The organism is Acetobacter lovaniensis, from assembly GCF_014207635.1.
GTDB classification, from domain to species: Bacteria; Pseudomonadota; Alphaproteobacteria; order Acetobacterales; family Acetobacteraceae; genus Acetobacter; species Acetobacter lovaniensis.
In genome coordinates this window covers 108,887-129,433 of record NZ_JACHIE010000004.1, presented here as the reverse complement: position 1 = coordinate 129,433, position 20,547 = coordinate 108,887, and the positions used below count along the sequence as shown (strand labels likewise).

17 protein-coding genes and 2 tRNA genes are annotated in these 20,547 nt (G+C 55.3%); 11 read left to right on the top strand and 8 right to left on the bottom strand.

Annotated elements, in window-relative coordinates; genetic code table 11:
- Positions 1–130 precede the first annotated feature (130 nt).
- Positions 131–207, bottom strand: a tRNA-Trp gene (locus HNR55_RS06480).
- Between the two features lie 224 nt (positions 208–431).
- Between HNR55_RS06480 and HNR55_RS06475 the strand changes: the two genes are divergently transcribed.
- From HNR55_RS06475 to atpC, 6 genes are all read left to right on the top strand, one after another.
- Positions 432–505: transfer RNA gene (locus HNR55_RS06475), tRNA-Gly, on the top strand.
- A gap of 309 nt (positions 506–814) precedes the next feature.
- The gene (atpH, locus tag HNR55_RS06470; protein ID WP_179290170.1) at positions 815–1,432 is read left to right on the top strand and encodes an ATP synthase F1 subunit delta; all 618 of its coding nucleotides are present in this window, start codon (positions 815–817) and stop codon (positions 1,430–1,432) included.
- Positions 1,432–2,967, top strand: a complete 1,536-nt coding sequence (atpA, locus tag HNR55_RS06465; RefSeq protein WP_166114022.1) for a F0F1 ATP synthase subunit alpha — start codon at positions 1,432–1,434, stop codon at positions 2,965–2,967. Before atpH ends, atpA begins: the two co-directional genes overlap by 1 nt.
- A 16-nt stretch (positions 2,968–2,983) precedes the next feature.
- Positions 2,984–3,871 (top strand): F0F1 ATP synthase subunit gamma, encoded by an 888-nt coding sequence (locus HNR55_RS06460; protein WP_166114025.1) that lies wholly within the window; start codon positions 2,984–2,986, stop codon positions 3,869–3,871.
- 31 nt (positions 3,872–3,902) lie between these two features.
- Positions 3,903–5,375 (top strand): F0F1 ATP synthase subunit beta, encoded by a 1,473-nt coding sequence (gene atpD, locus HNR55_RS06455; protein WP_166114028.1) that lies wholly within the window; start codon positions 3,903–3,905, stop codon positions 5,373–5,375.
- Between the two features lie 28 nt (positions 5,376–5,403).
- A complete protein-coding gene (gene atpC / locus HNR55_RS06450; RefSeq protein WP_166114031.1) occupies positions 5,404–5,811 on the top strand; it encodes an ATP synthase F1 subunit epsilon in 408 nt (135 codons plus the stop codon).
- Positions 5,812–5,873: 62 nt separating this feature from the next.
- On the opposite strand, the gene queF is transcribed toward atpC, so the two are convergent.
- The gene (queF, locus tag HNR55_RS06445) at positions 5,874–6,344 is read right to left on the bottom strand and encodes a preQ(1) synthase (RefSeq protein ID WP_166114034.1); all 471 of its coding nucleotides are present in this window, start codon (positions 6,342–6,344) and stop codon (positions 5,874–5,876) included.
- 122 nt (positions 6,345–6,466) lie between these two features.
- Here queF and rnd point away from each other — a divergent pair, with 122 nt between their 5' ends.
- On the top strand, positions 6,467–7,669 hold the full coding sequence (gene rnd, locus HNR55_RS06440) for a ribonuclease D (RefSeq protein WP_166114038.1): 1,203 nt from the start codon (positions 6,467–6,469) through the stop codon (positions 7,667–7,669).
- Between the two features lie 36 nt (positions 7,670–7,705).
- On the opposite strand, the gene HNR55_RS06435 is transcribed toward rnd, so the two are convergent.
- Positions 7,706–8,704 (bottom strand): adenosine kinase, encoded by a 999-nt coding sequence (locus HNR55_RS06435; RefSeq protein WP_166114041.1) that lies wholly within the window; start codon positions 8,702–8,704, stop codon positions 7,706–7,708.
- Between the two features lie 214 nt (positions 8,705–8,918).
- On the opposite strand from HNR55_RS06435, the gene HNR55_RS06430 reads away from it, so the two are divergent.
- A complete protein-coding gene (locus HNR55_RS06430) occupies positions 8,919–9,608 on the top strand; it encodes a bactofilin family protein (protein ID WP_184382608.1) in 690 nt (229 codons plus the stop codon).
- A gap of 67 nt (positions 9,609–9,675) precedes the next feature.
- Here HNR55_RS06430 and HNR55_RS06425 read toward each other — a convergent pair whose 3' ends face one another.
- The 5 genes from HNR55_RS06425 to HNR55_RS06405 all read right to left on the bottom strand — a co-directional run bounded on the left by HNR55_RS06425 (position 9,676) and on the right by HNR55_RS06405 (position 15,672).
- A complete protein-coding gene (locus tag HNR55_RS06425; RefSeq protein ID WP_166114046.1) occupies positions 9,676–10,287 on the bottom strand; it encodes a GcrA family cell cycle regulator in 612 nt (203 codons plus the stop codon).
- A gap of 187 nt (positions 10,288–10,474) precedes the next feature.
- Positions 10,475–11,338 carry a carboxylating nicotinate-nucleotide diphosphorylase gene (gene nadC, locus HNR55_RS06420; protein ID WP_166114049.1) on the bottom strand — a complete coding sequence of 288 codons (864 nt, stop codon included), beginning with the start codon at positions 11,336–11,338 and terminating at the stop codon, positions 10,475–10,477.
- A gap of 21 nt (positions 11,339–11,359) precedes the next feature.
- Positions 11,360–12,340: a quinolinate synthase NadA gene (gene nadA, locus HNR55_RS06415; RefSeq protein ID WP_166114052.1), complete on the bottom strand. Its 981-nt coding sequence runs from the start codon at positions 12,338–12,340 to the stop codon at positions 11,360–11,362.
- Positions 12,341–12,426: 86 nt separating this feature from the next.
- The gene (locus HNR55_RS06410) at positions 12,427–13,332 is read right to left on the bottom strand and encodes an NUDIX hydrolase (protein ID WP_242005510.1); all 906 of its coding nucleotides are present in this window, start codon (positions 13,330–13,332) and stop codon (positions 12,427–12,429) included.
- A 135-nt stretch (positions 13,333–13,467) separates the two neighbouring features.
- Complete coding sequence (locus tag HNR55_RS06405; RefSeq protein ID WP_166114055.1) at positions 13,468–15,672, bottom strand: EAL domain-containing protein; 2,205 nt, start codon at positions 15,670–15,672, stop codon at positions 13,468–13,470.
- A gap of 715 nt (positions 15,673–16,387) precedes the next feature.
- Between HNR55_RS06405 and HNR55_RS06400 the strand changes: the two genes are divergently transcribed.
- The 3 genes from HNR55_RS06400 (at position 16,388) to HNR55_RS06390 (ending at position 20,454) form a co-directional block, all read left to right on the top strand.
- On the top strand, positions 16,388–16,714 hold the full coding sequence (locus HNR55_RS06400) for a YnfA family protein (protein ID WP_166114059.1): 327 nt from the start codon (positions 16,388–16,390) through the stop codon (positions 16,712–16,714).
- Positions 16,715–16,748: 34 nt separating this feature from the next.
- A complete protein-coding gene (gene tmpT / locus HNR55_RS06395; RefSeq protein WP_166114062.1) occupies positions 16,749–17,420 on the top strand; it encodes a thiopurine S-methyltransferase in 672 nt (223 codons plus the stop codon).
- Between the two features lie 157 nt (positions 17,421–17,577).
- Positions 17,578–20,454, top strand: coding sequence for a sensor domain-containing diguanylate cyclase (locus HNR55_RS06390; RefSeq protein WP_221441732.1), 2,877 nt, complete (start codon positions 17,578–17,580; stop codon positions 20,452–20,454).
- Positions 20,455–20,547: the final 93 nt, after the last annotated feature.

Below are 20,547 nucleotides of genomic sequence, written 5' to 3'. Positions count from 1 at the left end.
AGCACACTCTCCTTGTTCCGCCCCGCTCTGTTGCCAAGGGGGCAGCCTTAAATCAACACCACTCAGATTGTACGATAAAGCCGCATTTTACAGGTGAAAAGCGGAACCTTCCGTACACCACGAGAAAATCTGGCAGGGGTGGAGGGTCTCGAACCCACAACCTCCGGTTTTGGAGACCGGCACTCTAGCCAATTGAGCTACACCCCTGCAGCGTGTCCGCCACGGCTGGAAAAGACCTATAACGGAAACCCGTTCGTCTGACCAGCCACAATCTTGCGGGCATCACAGGAGGCGGAACAAAATATGTTGCGGCCCTAAAGTCAAGTGCCTGTTGCAGATTATTGTCGTGCGGGCGGGCGCTGGCGTAAAAAAAACACTGGGGGCTTGCGGTGCGGAGGGGGGATGGATTATAAAACCTTCACCTTCGGAGTGCGGGCATAGCATAGTGGTAATGCTGTAGCCTTCCAAGCTACCGAGGAGGGTTCGATTCCCTCTGTCCGCTCCAAAGCTTTTCCCCTGAAAATCAAATCCGTTCAGTCTCACCGTTGCGTGAGCGTAGTGGATTTTGCACGGCGTGCACAGGTCGTTCCCGGAGCAGTTTTTTGCTGCCCTGTAGTGTCTTGGGCAAGTGTCTGAGAGCTTTTTGCGGGGCATTCTGGTTAGCCAGAATATGCCGCTAAAAGCGGGTTGAATAAAATAGGGTTGTTCAGCCAGTTGCGTGCCTGTTGTGGTCATGCTAGAGGCCGCGCCAACAGGTGCAGCAAAACTTGGATACATCGCCTGATGGTCCGGGTTGCATCGTTGTCAGTGTGGAATGCCGGCGCGCACAGAAGGAAAGAACCAAAGAGTGGTGGCCTCGGGCGTAACGACAGCACAAGCAGTAGCTTTTGCGGCCAACGGTCTTGAAGGCCGTTACGCGATTGCGCTTTATGATCTGGCTGCCGAACAGCAGCAGCTGGACACCGTGCTTGATGAAGGTGGCGCACTTGCGCGCCTGATTGATGAGAGTGCGCCCCTGCGCACTGTTCTGGAAGACAGGCGCCTGGATATTCTGGTGTCTCGCAAGGCCGTTCTGGCCGTGCTTGAGGCTCAGGGATTCGGTCAGATTCTTCGTAATTTTGTGGGCGTCGTGGCTGATAACCGCCGTCTGCCGGTCCTGCGGCGCATTCTTGCATCGCTGGATGCGCTGGCCGTGGCCCGCCGTGGCGAGGTCGTGGCCGAGGTCAGCAGTGCTGTGCCGCTTACGGCCGAACAGCGGGCCCAGCTTCAGGTTCGTCTGGCCGAAGCCGGTTATTCCCGCATCAATATTCGCGAGCGTGTTGACAGCGCCCTGCTCGGCGGTCTTGTCGTCCGCGTCGGGGCAAAGCTGTATGATGCCAGCCTCAAAACCCGCCTGTTTCGTTTGCATTACGCCATGAAGGGAGCCGCGTGATGGAAATCCGTCCCGCAGAGATTTCGGATATCCTCAAGCAGCAGATTGCCTCGTTCGACAAGGAATCTGATGTGGTCGAAACCGGCACAGTCCTGTCCGTTGGGGATGGTATTGCCCGCGTATTTGGCCTGCAGAATGTCATGTCGGGTGAACTGGTGGACTTTCCGTCCGCTGGGCAGAAGGGCATGGCCCTGAACCTGGAAAGCGACAACGTCGGTATCGTTATTTTCGGTGACGACACCAACATCCGTGAAGGGGACAGTGTCACCCGTTCGGGTATGGTTGTCAGTGTGCCGGTTGGTAAGGGCCTGCTGGGCCGCGTTGTGGACGGTCTGGGTAACCCGATCGACGACAAGGGCCCGCTGGTTGACGTTGAACTGCGTCGTGCGGAAGTCAAGGCCCCCGGCATTATGCCGCGCCAGTCCGTGAGCGAACCCATGCAGACCGGGATCAAGGCGATTGACGCTCTGGTGCCGATTGGTCGTGGCCAGCGTGAACTGGTGATTGGTGACCGTCAGACTGGTAAAACCACCATCCTGACCGACACCATTCTGGCCCAGAAGGGCGTGAATGAGCAGGGCGACGACAAGAAGTCCCTCTACTGCATCTACGTTGCTGTTGGTCAGAAGCGCTCCACGGTCGCACAGCTTGTGCGTCTGCTGGAAGAAAAAGGCGCGATGAAGTACTCCATCGTCGTGGCCGCGACCGCATCCGACCCGGCTCCGCTGCAGTATCTTGCCCCCTACGCCGCGTGCGCCATGGGTGAATACTTCCGCGATAACGGCATGCATGCCCTGATCTGCTATGACGATCTGACCAAGCAGGCTGTGGCCTATCGCCAGATGTCCCTGCTGCTGCGTCGTCCGCCGGGCCGTGAAGCTTATCCGGGTGACGTGTTCTACCTGCATTCCCGTCTGCTGGAACGGGCTGCCAAGATGTCCGACGCCAATGGCGGGGGGTCTCTGACGGCTCTGCCCGTTATTGAAACGCAGGCCGGTGACGTTGCAGCTTACATCCCGACCAACGTGATCTCCATTACGGATGGCCAGATCTTCCTTGAGACCGATCTGTTCTACAAGGGTATCCGCCCTGCCGTTAACGTGGGTGGTTCCGTCTCCCGCGTTGGGTCCGCAGCGCAGATCAAGGCCATGAAGCAGGTTGCAGGCAAGATCAAGCTTGAACTCGCCCAGTACCGTGAAATGGCAGCCTTCTCCCAGTTCGCATCCGATCTGGACCCGGCAACGCAGAAGATGCTTGCCCGTGGTGCCCGTCTGGTGGAACTGCTGAAGCAGCCGCAGGCTTCGCCGCTTTCGGTTGAAGAACAGGTTGTTCTGCTGTTTGCCGGGACCCGTGGCTTCCTGGATGGCATTGCAGCCAGCAAGGTTGTGGCCTGGGAACGCGCAGTGCTGAGCGATGTGCGGAGCGCGGGCAAGGACATTCTGGATACGCTGAGCAAGGAACAGGCCATTTCCAAGGACCTGGAAGCGCGGCTGACCGAATATCTGACCGCCTTCAACCGCAACTTCGCCGGCTGAGGGAGCAGAAGCACTCATGGCTTCCCTTAAGGAACTACGCGCCCGGATCGGAAGTATCAAATCGACACGGAAGATCACGAGCGCCATGAAGATGGTGGCAGCGGCCAAACTGCGGCGGGCGCAAGCCAGCGCAGAAGCTGCTCGTCCTTATGCGGCAGCCATGCGCCGTATGCTGGGTGAGCTGGCCGGTGCAACCAAGGGGGAGGACGGAGCGCCTCTTCTTCTGGCCGGTACCGGGCAGGACAAGGTTCATCTCCTTGTGCCCATGACCAGTGACCGTGGCCTGTGCGGTGGCTTTAACGCCAACGTGCATCGCCTTACGGTGCAGACCATCCGTCGCCTTCAGTCCGAAGGCAAGACGGTGCGTCTGCTTCCGGTTGGTCGTCGCGCGCTGAACTTTTTCATGCGCGACTACGCAGATCTGATCGTTGATCATGTGATCGGGACAAGTGCGAAGGAAATTCCCTTTTCCGTCGCCAGTGATCTGGGTGACAAGATCAATGCCCTGCTTGAAGCAGGCGAGATTGATGTCTGCACACTTGTGTTCAACAAGTTTCGCAATGCGATGACACAGGTGCCGACATGCCAGCAACTGGTTCCCATGGTCGTGGAAGAGGCAGGCGGTAAGCTGGAAGCCTCCAACGATGTGGCCCAGTATGAGTTTGAACCTGATGAGGCAACGCTGCTGGCCATGCTGCTGCCGCGCAATCTGCAGGTTCAGATTTATGCGTCGCTGCTGGAAACGGTTGCGGGCGAAAACGGTGCCCGTATGACGGCCATGGATAACGCCACGCGCAATGCAGGCCGCACTATCGATAGTCTGACGCAGGTCTATAACCGGACCCGCCAGACCAATATTACTAACGAGCTGATCGAAATCATTTCGGGCGCACAGGCTGTCTGAGCCCGATCGTATGCCCCGCAGGAGCTGACCCATGTCGGATACCACAACCCAGACCCAGGCCCCTGCGGCCACGAAGACCAATGCTGTTGGCCGCATTACCACCATTAAAGGGCCGGTTGTTGACGTGCAGTTCGAAGGTGAACTGCCCAAAATTCTGAACGCGCTGCATGTCAAGCTGGGCGATCAGGTTCTGGTGCTCGAAGTGGCCCAGGAAATTGGCGAACACGAAGTGCGCTGCATCGCCATGGACACGACCGATGGTCTGGTCCGTGGTACGGAAGTGGTCGACACCGGTGCACAGATTTCCGTGCCCGTCGGTCCTGAAACCCTTGGCCGTATCCTCAACGTAATCGGTGAACCGATTGACGAACAGGGTCCCGTCCAGACCGCACGCCGCGCCCCCATCCACCGCGATGCCCCTGCTTTTGACGAGCAGGCTGCTGCATCTGAAATCCTGATGACCGGCATCAAGGTTGTTGACCTGCTCTGCCCCTACCTCAAGGGTGGCAAGATCGGCCTGTTCGGTGGTGCCGGTGTTGGCAAGACCGTTATTATTCAGGAACTGATCAACAACATCGCCAAGGCGCACGGTGGTGTGTCCGTATTTGCCGGTGTTGGTGAACGTACCCGTGAAGGGAACGACCTGTATTACGAAATGCAGGACGCAGGCGTGATCAAGCTGGGTGAAAACGGTTCTACCGAAGGCTCCAAAGTGGCGCTGGTGTTTGGTCAGATGAACGAACCGCCGGGTGCCCGTGCCCGCGTGGCGCTGACTGGTCTGACCATGGCGGAATATTTCCGTGATGAAGAAAACCAGGACGTGCTGTTCTTCGTGGACAACATCTTCCGCTTTACGCAGGCTGGTTCGGAAGTGTCCGCTCTGCTGGGCCGTATTCCTTCTGCCGTGGGCTACCAGCCGACACTGGCAACGGAAATGGGTGCCCTGCAGGAACGTATTACGTCCACCAAAAAAGGCTCCATCACGTCCGTTCAGGCCGTGTATGTCCCTGCCGATGACTTGACCGACCCGGCTCCGGCTGCAACCTTTGCCCACTTGGACGCCACAACCGTTCTGAACCGTTCCATCGCGGAAATGGGGATTTACCCGGCTGTGGATCCGCTGGACTCCACGTCCCGTGCTCTGGACCCGCAGATTGTGGGTGAAGAACATTACGCTGTGGCTGGCGAAGTGCAGCGTATTCTCCAGACCTATAAATCCTTGCAGGATATCATTGCTATTCTGGGTATGGATGAACTGTCTGAAGACGATAAGCTGATTGTGGCGCGTGCACGCCGTATCCAGCGCTTCCTGTCCCAGCCGTTCCATGTGGCGGAAGTGTTTACCGGCGCTCCTGGCAAGCTGGTATCCGTGACCGATACGGTTCGTTCCTTCAAGGCGATCTGTGCTGGTGAATATGACGATCTGCCAGAAGCGGCCTTCTACATGGTCGGGACGATCGAAGAAGCTGTTGCCAAGGCAGAAAAACTGAGGGAGTCGGCCTAACAGCCGGCTTCTGGAGGGAGCACCAGTCATGCCAATCCAGATTGAGATAATCAGCCCTGAAAAGGTTCTGGTGTCGCGTGAGGTAGATATGGCCGTTCTTCCGGGCATGGAGGGTGATATTGCCGCCATGCCGGAACATTCGCCCATGATGCTTCTTCTGCGTGGTGGCGTTGTTGCCCTTTACGAAGGGGACAAGGTGACCGATCGCTATTTTGTGGGGGGAGGTTTTGCCGACATTACCCCCGCACGATGCACAGTGCTGGCCGACAAGGCTGTGCCGGTCAGCGATATTTCCATTGATATGGCCACAGCACAGCTGGAAGCCCTGTCTGAAGCATGGGACAAGGCCGACAAGACCGATATGTCCCGTCTTGTTGTGCTGCAGGATCAGATTCAGGCAGTACGGGCAGAAATTGAAGCAGGCAGCGGCAGCTAGGGTTTCTGTTAAGCCAGATTTAAAAAAAGCCACCGTTCGGGTGGCTTTTTTTGTGTCCGGATTCAGCCGCGTCCTCTGTAGGACGGGACATCCTGTGCGGGAATCCACACACCTGCGGGAGCGTCCCCTGTCTGCCAGAAAACATCAATGGGAATACCACCGCGTGGGTACCAGTAGGCACCAATACGCAGCCAGATCGGGTTGAGCAGGTCAACCAGAGTGCTTGCGATCTGCACGGAGCAGGCTTCGTGAAACGCGCCGTGATTGCGAAAACTGGTCAGGAACAGCTTGAGGGACTTGCTCTCCACAATCCACTGGTCCGGCACATAATCTAGCACAATATGGGCAAAATCCGGCTGGCCGGTAATAGGGCATAGGGACGTAAATTCCGGCGCGGTAAAGCGCACCATATAGCGTTTGTCCGGGTTGGGGGCTGGCACACGCTCCAGCACGGCCTCTTCCGGGCTGTTGGGGGGAGCAATCTGGCGGCCAAGCTGGGTAAGTGCGTGGCGTCCATCATCTGCCGTGTTCATCGTTTTCTCCATGCAGCTATGGTTTTCTTGGGTGTCCGGCTTGTCGGCGCGTTCGTCAAGTTTCGTATGGGGCATATGGGTTCTGGCTGTCTCTTTCTGGTTGGCTGGTGTATGGAGGAAACATGGCTAAATTACCCACTCCCGTCTTTCCCCAGCCCCAGCTTGTGTCCTCTACCCAGGACCTGGCGGAAGCTCTTAAACCGTTTCATGCCGAACGTTTTGTAACGGTTGATACGGAGTTCATGCGTGAGCGCACGTACTGGCCGGAACTGTGTCTGGTGCAGGTGGGCAGCGCACAGGCTGTTGTGCTGATTGATGCGCAGGCGGAAGGGATTGACCTGACCCCTCTGGCAGAACTGATGGCCAATGCCTCGGTGCTGAAAGTGTTTCATGCCGCGCGGCAGGATCTGGAAATTTTCCTGCATGAGTTCGATGCCCTGCCGACACCTGTGTTTGATACGCAGGTTGCTGCCATGGTGGCGGGCTTTGGGGATCAGGTCGGGTATGACAGTCTGGTTGGCTCCCTGACCGGCCACATGATTGATAAAAGCCACCGCTTTACGGACTGGTCAGCGCGCCCGCTCTCTGAAGCCCAGCTGAATTATGCAGCAGGTGATGTGACATGGCTGCGACTGGTTTATGAAAAACTGGTGCGTAAGCTTGAGCAGGACAAGCGGATAAGCTGGGTTGCTGCCGAAATGGCAGAGCTGGAAGACCCGGCAACATTCCGCCCTGATCCGGAAAAGCAGTGGGAACGGCTTAAGGCGCGCACAGGCAACCGCCGTATGCTGGGTGTGCTGCGTGCGGTTGCCGCCCTGCGCGAGCGTGAGGCCCAGCGCGTGAATGTGCCCCGTCAGCGTTTGCTGAAGGACGAAAGCCTGCTGGAAATCGCGGCAACAACACCGGGGACGATAGATGCGCTTGCCCGCGTGCGCGGGGTATCCCGTGGGCTGGCCGAAGGCCGTACGGGCATGGCGCTGCTGGAAGCGGTCAGGCAGGCGCAGGCCTTGCCGGAGTCGGAACTGCCACGTCCCGCACGGGGCAAGGGAAAGGATAACGCAAAAGCACCTGCATCTCTGGTGGCTTTGCTCAAGGTGCTGCTGACCGCCTGTTGCGAGGAGCACGATGTGGCGCCACGTCTGGTTGCCTCCATGGATGAACTGGAGGCTTTGGCGCTGGACCCGGCACAGGCCCCCACATTACTGTCGGGCTGGCGGGGCAGAGTATTCGGGGATGTCGCGCAGGCTTTGTGTGAAGGGCGGGTAGCGTTGCAGGTCAAGGGTGGGCGGGTGATCAGCGTGCCCGGCGAAAACGCGGCCTCCTGAGGGAGTGACGCGCGCCCGCCGGACTGGGTACCTGTTTTAAAAGCCCATTTCTTCCCACAGGTTGGAAAGCGGGCGCGCACCGTAGTGCGAGATGATTTCTGACGCGGCAACAGAGGCAAGACGCCCACATTCGGGCAGACTGCGGCCGGATGTCAGCCCTGCCAGAAAGCCTGCGGCATAGGCATCACCCGCCCCTGTTGTATCCACAACCTGTGTTGGAACCGGGGCTACGGGTGTCATCTGGCCATCATGCACAATAACGCTGCCAAGGCCTGAGCGCGTCAGGGCCGCAAAGGTTGTGTCCTGCGCGGTGCGGCGGGCGGCTGTGTCAAAGTTTTCTGTTTCGTACAAGGCACAGATTTCGTCTTCATTGGCGAACAGGATATCGACGTGGTTCTTGACCAGATCAAGGAATGCAGCCCGGTGGCGGCCAACGCAGAACGGGTCGGAGAGGGAAAGAGCAACCTGACGGCCATTCTTGTGGGCCAGAGCCGCGGCACGGCGGAATGCCTCCTGCGCATGCGGAGGATCGAACAGATAACCTTCCAGATAGATAATGCTGGATGCGGCAATCATGTCCGGCAGCACGTCTTCGGGGGTAAAGCAGGTGCAGGCACCCAGATAGGTTGCCATGGTGCGCTGCCCATCGGGTGTGATCATGACCACGCACCGCGCTGTGGGCAGGTTGTCAAACACCTGCGTATTCAGCGGAGCGGATGGGAACTGCACTCCGTTATCGCGCAGGTCCTGCGTGAACTTGAGCCCCGCATCATCGCGCGAGACCTTGCCAAGGTAGGCAACGCGCGCGCCAAACTGTGCCGCAACAACGCAGGTATTGGCAGCGGAACCACCACCCATGATCTGTTCGGGAGCCAGAGAGGCCTCCAGTGCGTTGGCCCGGTTTACGTCGATCAGTGTCATGCTGCCAGGGGTGAGCCCCTGACTTTGCAGGAAGGCTGCATCCGTGCGGGCGAGAATATCGGTAATGGCATTTCCAATACCGAGAATGTCGTATTGTGTGTCCTGACCGGTCATGGCGATAAAATTTTTTCCTGAAAAAATGATCTGTGTGGTTGTTTGGCTAGCGCGCTGCCACAAAAAGGGCAACAGTAAGGCTTAAGCAACATGCGCTGCTTACCGACGGCTCCGGGCATGAAAATGTTCTGAAGGAAGCCGGGCTGGTTTTGGAGCCGCTTGTTAACGTGGACTGCTGCCTGAACGCAGGTGGCCAGAAAGGCGGGGGATTTTCTTGTTCAAAAGACGTAAGCCTGAAGATAGTCAGCCAAACACACAGGCACCCTCTACCGTGCAGCAGGGCTCTGCGCGTCCGGCAGAGGTATCTGGCACTGTTCTTCCGTCCAATGCGGCCGCTCAGGGGAGTTCCGCGCCTGAGGCTCCCGTATCGCATTCTGATAATTCAAAGGAAACTTCACCTATGGGTCGTGCACCTTTTCCGTCCGGTTCTTCTCTTCCCGCAGGTGCTGGCATTCCGCCTATGCCCGGAGTGGCTGTCGCCCGTGGCCTGCCTACGCAGATCCAGCCTAAAAAGGAAGGGCCGGAGCAGCGTACTCTGGTCGTCGGGCGTGGCATTAGCGTACAGGGTACAGTACAGGATGCAGAGCGTCTGGTGGTTGAAGGAACGGTTGAATCCAGCATGATCACGGCCAAGGAACTGGTTGTTATGCCAGGTGGCCTGTTCCGTGGTGGTGTGGAAGTGGAAAATGCGGAAATCGCCGGTACGGTGGATGGTTCCCTGACCGCACGTGGTAGCCTGACCGTACGTGGCAGTGGCCGCCTGCTGGGTAAGGCTGCCTGCCATCGCCTGAAAGTGGAAGACGGCGGCCAGATTACCGGTCAACTGGAAATGCTGGCCGAAGGCAGTGTCACAACCAAAACGGCTGATAGCGAGGCTGAGCCGGTTAAGGCGATTGAAGGCTGATTATCTGCCTGTTAGCCTGATGGTGGCGTTTGCGCCGCCATCAGGCATGATGGTTGGGTGTGGCTGATCAGGCCATACTGTCGCGGCGGTCACGCAGACGCACATAGGCGATCTGGGCGTGTTCCTCGCAATAGGGTTTGCCCGGAATGGGCGTTGCGCCACAAAAATGAAAGCCCGGTGTGCCGGGGTCGCCAATAGGCCAACAGCAGGATGGGCCGCGACGCTTTTGCGGTTCGGGGTCCGAAATGCTGCGCAGCAGTGTTTTGGGTTTGGTACTGGGGCGCGCGGCAGGTGCGGCTTTTTCTTTTCTGGCAGTTTTATCATCCACCATGCTCGCTTCGGTCGCTGCAGCAAGGACCGGGGATGGCCCTGCAACCGGTGCTGGCGCGGTTGCTGCAACCGGAGCAGGTGCCGCGGATGGAGCCGGAGCAGTAATGCGGCTGGCAGGCGCTTCCGATGCGGGAGGGGTAAGCGTGGGCTGCTCGGCTTTGTCGGCCGCCGCCTTGGGTTTGCTGCCGTTCCGCCGGATGGGGGAGGGGCGCGGCGGCAGGCCAAGCCTGTGCGCCTTGCCGACCACTGCGTTTTTGGTAATGGAAAGACGCCTGCCGATTTCCGCCGTTGAAAGACCTTCCGCCCAGAGGTCCTTAAGCTGGGCGATTATTTCTTCGGACCACTCCATTAACAGGCACCTTTGAGCATTGCATGGCGGGCTGGCAAAATACCAGTGCTTCTACGTACCGCATATTAGGAGGATGGCACTCGTATCTCAAGCGGAAAGCCCGCTCTCTGGGTTCCTGTGGTGTGTTCCTGCCTGCAAAACGTGGTTTTACGGGTTTTATGGACGCCGGAAGGGCGGGAGCTGGTGCCTAGCTCTGCACAATATCCAGACCAATATCGAGTGCCTGCACACTGTGGGTCAGCCAGCCGAGCGAGAGCACATCCACTCCGGTCTGGGCAATAGCGCGGGCCGTCTTGAGCGTGATACCGCCAGAGGCTTCGGCCAGTGCGCGCCCGTTAATCATGCGTACGGCCTGTTCAAGCTGGGGTACGGACATGTTATCCAGCAGATAAACGTCCGCCCCCGGGCCGGACAGGGCTTCCTCAAGCTGTTCAAGGGTATCGACTTCCAGTTCCACCTTCATCAGGTGTCCTGCGTAGGTACGGGCAGAAAGCAGGGCTTTTTGTATGTTGCCACCGCATAGGGCAATATGGTTGTCCTTGATCAGAATGGCATCGTCCAGCCGGAGCCTGTGGCTGCTCCCGCCCCCGGCCCGCACCGCGTATTTTTGCAGGCTTCTTAAACCCGGCAGGGTTTTGCGGGTGCAGGCCACGCGGGCTTTGGTGCCTGCCACCGCCTGTACAATATGGTGCGTATGCGTGGCGATACCGCTCAGGTGCGACAGCAGGTTCAATGCCGTGCGCTCCCCAGCCAGCAGGGTAGTCGCGTTACCTTCCACGGTGGCCAGAACGTCACCTTGTGCAATCTGGCTGCCATCTTGCTTCATCTGGCTGAAGCGCACGCTCGGGTCCAGTATGGCAAAAGCCTGCCGGGCTCCTTCCAGCCCGCACAGAACACCATTCTGGCGGCTGCGGAAGATGGCATGCAACTGCTGCCCCGGCTGGGCCAGCGCCTGCGTGGTGACATCTCCCCCAATTCCCAGATCTTCCATGAGTGCGGTGCGCACAATGGGCTCCCATAAAAGGGTGGGAAGATGCAGGTTTGTGGTCATGTCAGGCTCCGGTCTGGGGGCTTAAATTGCCAGCATCCGCTCAACCGCCATACGAGCGGGGTGTTGCAGGTGTTCAGGGATGGTTACTTCCGTCTGCATGGTTTCCAGCGCCTGACGGATATTGGACAGGGTAATCCGCTTCATGTGTGGGCATAGGTTGCACGGACGCACAAACTGCGTTTGCGGGTAGAGTGCCGCAAGGTTGTCGCTCATGGAACATTCTGTAACCAGCAGGACTTTTTGCGGTTTTGTCTGGTCAATAAAGCTGATCATCTGTGCAGTGGACCCTGCATGGTCGGCCTCTGCAACCACGTCGGGTGGGCATTCGGGGTGCGCAATGACGCTTACACCTGGGTGCAGGCGGCGGTACTGGCGGATTTCCTGCGGGGTAAAGCGTTCATGCACCTCGCAGTGGGCTGGCCATGTCAGCATTTCTATGCCGGTTTCGGCTTCGATGTTACGGGCCAGAAACTCATCGGGGATCATAATCACGCGGGGAACACCCAGACTTTCCACAATGCGGCGTGCATTGCCCGATGTGCAGCAGACATCGCTTTCCGCTTTTACATCGGCTGTGCTGTTGACGTAGGTTACAACGGGCACACCGGGGTAGCGCTTTTTGAGCGTTCTTACGTTGTCTGCGGTAATGCCTTCGGCCAGAGAGCATCCTGCCGTGGCATCCGGGATCAGAACAGTTTTTTCCGGGTTCAGCAGTTTTGCTGTTTCGGCCATAAAATGCACGCCCGCCATCACCATGGTGGAGGCATCCACCGTTTGTGCCGCACGGGCCAGAGCCAGACTGTCGCCCCGGATATCTGCCACGCAATGGAAGATTTCCGGCGTTTGGTAATTATGGGCCAGAATGACGGCGTTTTTTTCCTGCTTCAGGCGCAGGATGGCTTCGATATCCGCCGCGTAATTGGCTTCCCATTGGTCCCGCAGCATAATGTGGGCAACAGGGTGGTATAATTCATCCCTGCTGGGCATGAGAGAGGCAGACATGGTTGTGTTCCGTTTCCCGTGCTATATATGCTCTTATTGAGTATATATAGCATTCAGAAATTGCAAGGGTCGAACCAAACACTTTTTCAGGAGATGGCAGGTAAAGGAAGTTTGGCCCCCGCCAGATAGCAGTGTTCGGCTGTTTCGGGTGCGAATTGATACAGTTGTGCTGGTCGGCCCTGCGGGGGAGAATCGTATTCCTCAGTGCGGCTGACCAGTTTCTGCTGCTGCACAAGCCGTCGGAAGTTCTGTTTGTGCATGGCGCGCCCTGCCAGAGCCTCCATGGCCTGCTGAAGCTGTAACAGGGTAAACTGCCGGGGCAGTAGGTCGAACACTGCCGGGGTGTAGCGGATTTTTGCCCGCATACGTGAGAGCGCTGTAGCCAGAATACGCCGGTAGTCGCGGTGCATGCTCAGGCCCGGCAGGTGCGCGCCATTCTGCCACGAGGATTCGGGCACAAGCCCGGCCTCCCACAGCAGTTCATAACGCTGGAGGCTGAGTTCATCGTTCCAGACGTGGTTCTCAAGGCCAAAAACAGTGGTACATCTTTGCCAGAGCTGCATGTTATCTGCCGCCCACTGTTTGAGGCGCGTGGCAATGGTGTGCAGCAATGGGCAGGACGTTGCATCCCGCCGGTCTTCCCACGGGAAGTAGTCGTAAATGGAACGTTCGGCCAGACTGTGGTCGCAGTTCTGGCGGATGAACGCCATATAGGAAATCTGTACCCTCTGGTGGCCGTGCCCATGCAATGGGTCGGCGAAGGTATAAAGCTGTTCTGTATGACCAAGCTTGAGGCCGGTCTGGTGTTCCACCCAGTTGCGCATCCCTTTTTGCAAGGAGCGATGCTCCACCATAAGTGGGCCGGACGGAAAGGAGTGGCCATGCTCCAGTGTCAGAATGTGCGGCGTATTGTTGCTGATGCTGACCAGAACAGCCACCAGTTCGGCTTCACATAATACCGGCTGTGCGTTTTGGGGTATGGAAGTGGCCAAAGGACTGATCATGGTTGGCAAAGTGTCTGAACGTTTGGTGTCTGGCAAGTGTCATACCATCAGGGTGCATGAGGACGCGCTGGAATGGCCGGTTTTGCTCCGGTAGAGCGAGATGGGAGCATAGGACAGGCTGGCTCAGGACAGAGGGGAGGCTGCCCGTCTGGTGGGGAATGCGTCCAGCCAGAGTGACATGTCATTGGCGGGTAGAGGCCTGCTGTAAAAATAGCCTTGCAGGATATCACAGCCCAGTTGCTGCAACTTGGTCTCCTGCGCTTCGTGCTCGACACCTTCGGTGACAACCTTGATACCAAGACGTTTGCCAATGTTGATTGCCGCTTCGGCAACAACAAGGGAACTGATGTCGTTTTCAAAATTTTCAATAAAACTGCGGTCGATCTTGATTTCTGTCAGGGGAAGCTGGGCAAGCCGTGACAGGGACGAAAAACCCGTGCCAAAATCATCCATGGACAGGCCAACGCCAATGTCGCGGATGGCTGTCAGGTTGGCGGCTGTTTCGGGGTCCTGCCGCATGGCCACACTTTCGGTAATTTCTATGGTCAGGCGCTGCGGGGCCAGATTGTACTTCTGCAATACGGACAGGATCTGGTCTGGCAGGTCCATGCTGCAAAAATGAACGGCTGACATATTCACACTGACAACGGGAACATAAACATCATTCAGCTCCCATTCTATGACCTGCTGGCAGGATTTATCCAGTGACCACAGACCTATGGCTTCGATCTGCCCGGTTTCCTCGGCGATGGGGATAAAGGTGGAGGGTGGAATAAAACCAAGTGTGGGGTGTTGCCAGCGGCTGAGTGCCTCAACCCCGCACAGGGTGCCCGTCAAAGCACAGATCTGGGGCTGATAGACCAGATGGAGCTGTGTCTTTTGCAACGCATCGCGCAGAGCGGAGCCAATGATAAGGCGTTCGCGCACATTGCTGTTGCCTCCTTTGCCAAAAAACCGGAACCCACCCCGTGCCTGTTTTTTGGTCTGTCGCATGGCAGTTTCCGACGCGCCGAGTATTTCCTCTATTTCCGTGCCATCATCAGGGTAAAGGCTGATTCCTATGCTCAGGGAGGCAACCAGATCGCGGCCTTTCACCTCTATGGGTTCGCGGGATATGCAATTCAGTTCATGGGCCAGTTTGCAGGCCTTGTTGCGATCCGTATCTGGCATGACAACGACAAAATCATCTCCACCCAACCGGGCAACCAGATTGTGACCCCGACAGAAGGCGGCAATGCGGCGGGCAATGGTCTGGAGCAGGATGTCACCGCTATTGTACCCCATGACGTTGTTGACATCTTGCAAAAGATCAACGTCAAGCATCAGAATAGCAAAGGGAGCCTGTTCGGGCTGCGCTAGCATCTGCCTCAGGCGGGTGGCCAGGGCTGTTCTGTTCAAAAGCCCGGTAAGAGGATCAATATTGTTGAAATTATTGATTCTATCGAGTGTTTTTTCATGGCCAATAATAGATGCGCAGGATGGTATGCAACCTGTGACAATTTTCTGTGGCCAGTCAGTAATTTTTTCCTTGTTGCGCGAAAAAAGCGCAAAAATACCGATCAGTTCACCCGCGGCGTTGCATATGGCGGATGCCCAGCAGTCATGCAGGTCGCTGTGCTGGTTCTGCCCCTGTTTTGGGGTCCAGATCAGGGCGCAGGCGTGGTGCGGGTTTGTGCGCAGGTCCTGAATATCAGAAGCGGTCAGAATCAGATTGTCCAGCTTGTTGATCTTGCTGCTGGGCAGACTTTTCCCGGAAAGGATGGAAAGCCCACCCTGTGTGGTAATATGCAGGAGTGTGGCTATGCTGTTGGGAACAAGCTGCTCCACCTTGCCACACAGCATATCCGCAACATCCTGGATGGTTGTGTAGTCTGCCAGAGCCGCAAAAACCTGACTTTGCAGTTCCAGTAGCGTGCGACGGTGGACCTCTTCGGTTACCCCTTTGATAAAAGCCATATAATAGCGTTTGTTGTCTGCTCCGATCAGGGCCGTGGACAGTGAGAGTTCCGCAGCAACATAATCTCCGTTGCTTCGTACAAACGTAACCTCGCGCGATGTGTTGACAACGCGGTGAAGACCCGTCAGGCGATGACGCTCGATGTAGTCATCATGGTGCTTGCGGTGTTCCATTGGAACCAGCTGATCAACATGGTTCCCTAAAACCGCGGAGGCTGGACACCCCCACAGATGCTCTGCCGCGGCATTGAAAAAAACAATTCTGTTCTGGTCATCAATGATGACGACACCATCAGTCGCCTGCTCAAGTATGGCTGCGTAAAATTTATCGACATGGTTCAAGAATGTGAACGGGTTTGTAGGGTCTGGCATGGACTCAATCTTTAGGCAGAAGGCTAAACCAGAGGGATGTCGACCCCATGACACTCATGCCAGATAAAAGAGCAGGCACGGGGAAGGCATGATTTGTTATGGAGCATCTTTTGAAGTTTGAATATACGGGAAAGGGGTAAGTCAAATAAATTTTTCTGTAGGCAAGAGAGAATGAAAGTTCATTTTTCAACAACTGGATTAACATGCAAGGAAAAATAAGATAAACAGAATACAATATCAGTGTTTTTAAGTTGGTTTCAAAAATAACGTTCAAAATATACAAACGCATGCCACATATATTCCCTTGTGATGACATGGATGATGTTTCTATTTTTATTACGTGTGTTAAAAAATGTTTCAGGATTTTTTGAGATTGCGCTGTAGTAAAAAACCTTTCCCTCAAGTTTATCGTGATTTTCGTATCATCATTATCACATTGGCGTTATAAGGGTAGGGGGGACACATATTTGTTAACATTTGGTAAAAAAATATAATTTTACAGTGTGTTAACGGGAAATTCCCCAAGTCTGTTTTTGACGGGGAGAGTGGTTTTTCGCCACAAAATCATGGGGGACGGTATTGTTTGATTCGGTTTTAAATGGCCGAATTTTAATCTCAGGTTTCTACCTCCAGGCGTGATATGCACAACGATCCGTCTCTCGGGTTTATTGTGTGGTGCGTGAGGGATCAGATGTGTGTTTGTGACAAGTAAGGCATGAAGACGGGCTTGATTTTTCTGGCTGCCGCAATAGCCGAAATTGGAGGGTGTTTTGCATTCTGGATGTGGCTGCGTCTGGGAAAAACGCCTGTCTGGCTTGTGCCGGGTTGTTGTTGCCTGCTTTTGTTCGCGTATCTTTTGACGTTGATCGATACATCCGTAGCGGGTCGCGCCTATGCTGCGTATGGGGGTATCTATATTCTGGTTGCGGTTCTGTGGATGTGGTTTGCAGAAGGTATGCAACCAGATCGGTGGGATTTTCTTGGTGCGGGTCTGTGTTTGCTAGGGGCAGTCGTCATTCTGCTGGCACCACATACACGGTGAGTGATGATTTGTTCTGGCGGAGGCATGGTTGTTCATGAACGCAGAGTTCTGGCTTGCAAAATGGCGTCAAAACGAGATCGGGTTTCATACCCCATGCCCACATCATGCTCTTGTGGAGTATTTTTCCATCCTTGGTCTGGCTCCAAGGAGCAGGGTTTTTGTGCCATTGTGTGGAAAAACGCTTGATATCCACTGGCTCATGGCAGAAGGGTACAATGTTGTTGGTGTGGAACTGAGCCGTTTGGCGGTTGAGCAGCTTTTTGCTGAGTTGGGTATTGAGCCCGTTGTGTTCTCTCTGTCTCCAGACATTGAGGTGTTTGAAGGGCCTCATATAAAAATTTTCGTAGCAGATTTTTTTGTGCTGACACACGCCCTGCTTGGTCCGGTTGATGCAGTTTATGACCGGGCGGCTCTGGTGGCTTTGCCGGAAGAGATGCGCATACGCTATACGCACCATGTGATGGAGATTTCCTGTTCAGCAGAACAGTTTTTGATTTGTGTTGAATATGATCAGTCACGTTTGTCCGGCCCGCCCTACGCCATTATGGCGTATGATGTGGAACAGTATTATGGGCAGGTTTATAATATTGCGAGCATTGATCGCCAGACTGTGCCCGGAGGTATAAAAGGAAAAGAGCCGGGGTTTGAACATATCTGGATTTTGCGGAGGCTCAATGCAACACATGCGGGTAGCCGGGAAGTTTAATCTATATTTGGTTTGACTTTTTGCAAATTTGGCGGGTGCGTTGGCTCTTGTAAAAAATCTTTAAAATATTTGTATTCATTACTTAAAAAATATAGAATGTCCGAGAGGTCATCGTATATATTGGTTTTGAACCTGTTATAAAATCCAGCATACGGTTATGCGCGTGAGTCCATTTTCATCCTTCTTTGCTGTTGTTTATCAGGCTTTTAACGCCATAAAAAAGCCGGCAAGTGCGGTGATGGGTTACGGTCTTCCGGTTCTGGTTGTGGCAATCTGCGCTACAGCCGTCGAGTTTGACGAGTATCAGCACGTCGTTGCCAAGATTAACGAGGCTGCGCGTCGGGATAGTCAGGTTTATGCCAATCTGATTATGGAGCGGCTGGATACCCGCTTTACCGAACTGGATATGGCTCTGGCAGCGCTGCGTGGCTCGGAGAACAGGCTTGATCCCCCGCTTTCTCCTCAGGTTGAGATGTCGCTCCGGCATTATCTGCTTTCACGCCCGGCGTATTCGACGTTCAACGTGTTGGGGGCTGATGGTGAGAGCATACAATGGTCCACATCGGACCAGAAAAAAACTCGGGATGAACCTTTGCGGGATTTTTCCCCCGTTCCCAAAATGCCCTATCATTTTTTGGGGCCTGTGCATTATTCGGAAACTCTGGGGACTGTTGTGCTGTCCATGCGGGTGCGTGAGAAAGACAGTGGGAGTGCAGGGTATTTTTTAGGGTCTCCTTACCGGATCAGCAGATTTCTGGATGAGCAGGAGCTGCCGCCAGATTATCGGAACCGGGATTTTACGGTTATTGACACCCGAAGCGGGCAATCCCTGACGCAGTTGTTGCATATGCAGGGGCAGGTCCACCCTCCCTTATCTGCCAGGCAGGAAATGGTCGTGCTGGCTCCTGTGCCGGGTTATCCGTTTGTGGTGCAAACACCGGTGTCTTCCTCGCGCGTGTGGCACACCTACACCCAGCAGGCCCCCGCGCGCTGGAGTGCGGAGGTTCTGCTGCTTGTCCTGCTGCTGCTTTTCAGTGAGTTTTTAATCCGTCGGCGTGATCATGAGCAGATGGCGCATTTGCGCAGGCTGACCGCTTTCAACACGTTTATGGCGCAGGCCAGCCAATGTGCCAGTCAGGCAAATGATGAAGCAGGTCTTTTGCAGGAAATCTGCGACATGGCCATACGCTATACCCATTTTAAAATTGCCCTGATCGCCCGGCCGGATGAGGCGCAGTGGTTTCAGATGCTAGCTATGAGTGGTGCGCGGGCATATCTGGATAATATTGCGATCTCTGCGCGCGCGGACCTGCCGGAAGGGCAGGGCACTATTGGGCAAGTCTGGCGTACGGGTCTGCCTCTTTTCAATGTGTCTTTTTCAAAGAATGCTACTCTCGCACCATGGAAAGAGCGTGCGCTCAGGCTGGGGCTACGCTCCAATACCGCATTGCCGATTTACAGGGATGGAAAAGTCTGGGCTGTTTTTAGCGTTTATCATGAAAAAGTGGATATTTTTGATGACCAGCTTCAGATTTTGCTCAAGGAAGTCTGTATTAATATTTCCATGGGGCTGGACAGAATTTACAGCCAGCAGTTAAGAGCCGCCTTGCTGGATAATTCTCTTGTTGGAATTTTACTTGTAAAAAACAGAGTTGTTCAGATGAACAACTCATATGCCACTTATATGCTTGGCTTGGAGCCTGATGCTCTTGTTGGTAAACCAACCGAAATTATCTATGCGGAGAGAAGCGAGTTCGATCGTATAACCGAGGGTTATGAGCAGATTGCACAAAATCGTACGGTACGGGTAACCGGGGTACGCCTTGCCCGTTCTGATGGTCAGATGCTGATTGTCGATTTTTCAGGCGTGAAATTGTCTGATCTGCAAAATGACATTTCTGTCTGGACGTTGGAAGACGTCACCAGCAGGGAGGTGGCAAGGCGTCTGTACCATGCGCTGGTGAATACTGCCGATGCCGTGCTGCTGGCGACGAATGAAAACGAGATGTGTAGCCGTGCCTGCCAGGATCTGGTGCGGGATACGTTGTTCCATGCGGTGTGGATTGGTCGTGTAAGCGAGTTGGGGCAACTGGAGGTTTTGGCCCATGCCGGGGAGGGTACAGAAGGTATAGAGCAGATCAACACGTGTCTGGATGGATATTGTTCTTTGTCTCCGCCTCTTGTAGTCACGCGGGCATGGCGGGAAAAAGACGTTGTTTACAGTAACGATGAGTTGGCCGAACAGGCTGACAGCCCCTGTTTTGAGTTTATACGCACCAATAACTGGCGTGCGGTCTTGTCTGCTCCTATCCGGCGTGATGGGCAGATATGGGCGATTATGACCTTTGCCTCTCCTCAGATGCAGGTATTTGATGAGTCGAGCATCGCGTTGTGCAAACGGGTTACCAGCCTTTTGGGGCATGCATTGGACAAGCTTGACGTTAATCGACGGATTGAAGGTTTGCAGGAGCAGGAGGCCGCCCGTGCCCGGCATGATGTGCTGACCGGTCTGCCCAACCGTCTGGCGCTTACGGAATATCTGCCGCAAGCACTTGCCCGTGCACAGCGGCAGGCGACCAGCGTTGCCGTGGGTCTGATTGATCTGGATGGTTTTAAACTGGTGAATGATACATATGGGCACGAAGCGGGGGACAGGCTTTTGCAACAGCTAGGGCAAAGCCTGCAAGCCCGGCTACGCCAGACAGATTACGTTGCCCGGTTGGGAGGGGATGAGTTTGTTGTGGTGTTTGAAGGGCTGACAACAGCGCAGGCCGTTGAGCAGGTGGAAGTTGTGTTGACTACACTCCATGCTTCGGTTGAAAAGCCTTTCCCCGTTACGGCGGATGAGACAGCAACAGTGGGCATGACTCTGGGCGTGGCTTTGTACCCACAGGATGGTCTGGATGCCGAGTATTTGCTCAAACGGGCTGACAAAGCCATGTATCATGCAAAACAGAATAAAAAAACGCGTGAAAAATGGTGGTTCTTGGCAAAGGATCTTGCGGAAGAAGCACCAGATGCTCCTCTGCCCTGAGAGTTCTGTATTTTTTATGGTCAGAGAGGGGAGATTTGCAGTCTGTCTGAGTATGCCACCTGCATGCTGTAGGATTGATTGAAAAACCTGATA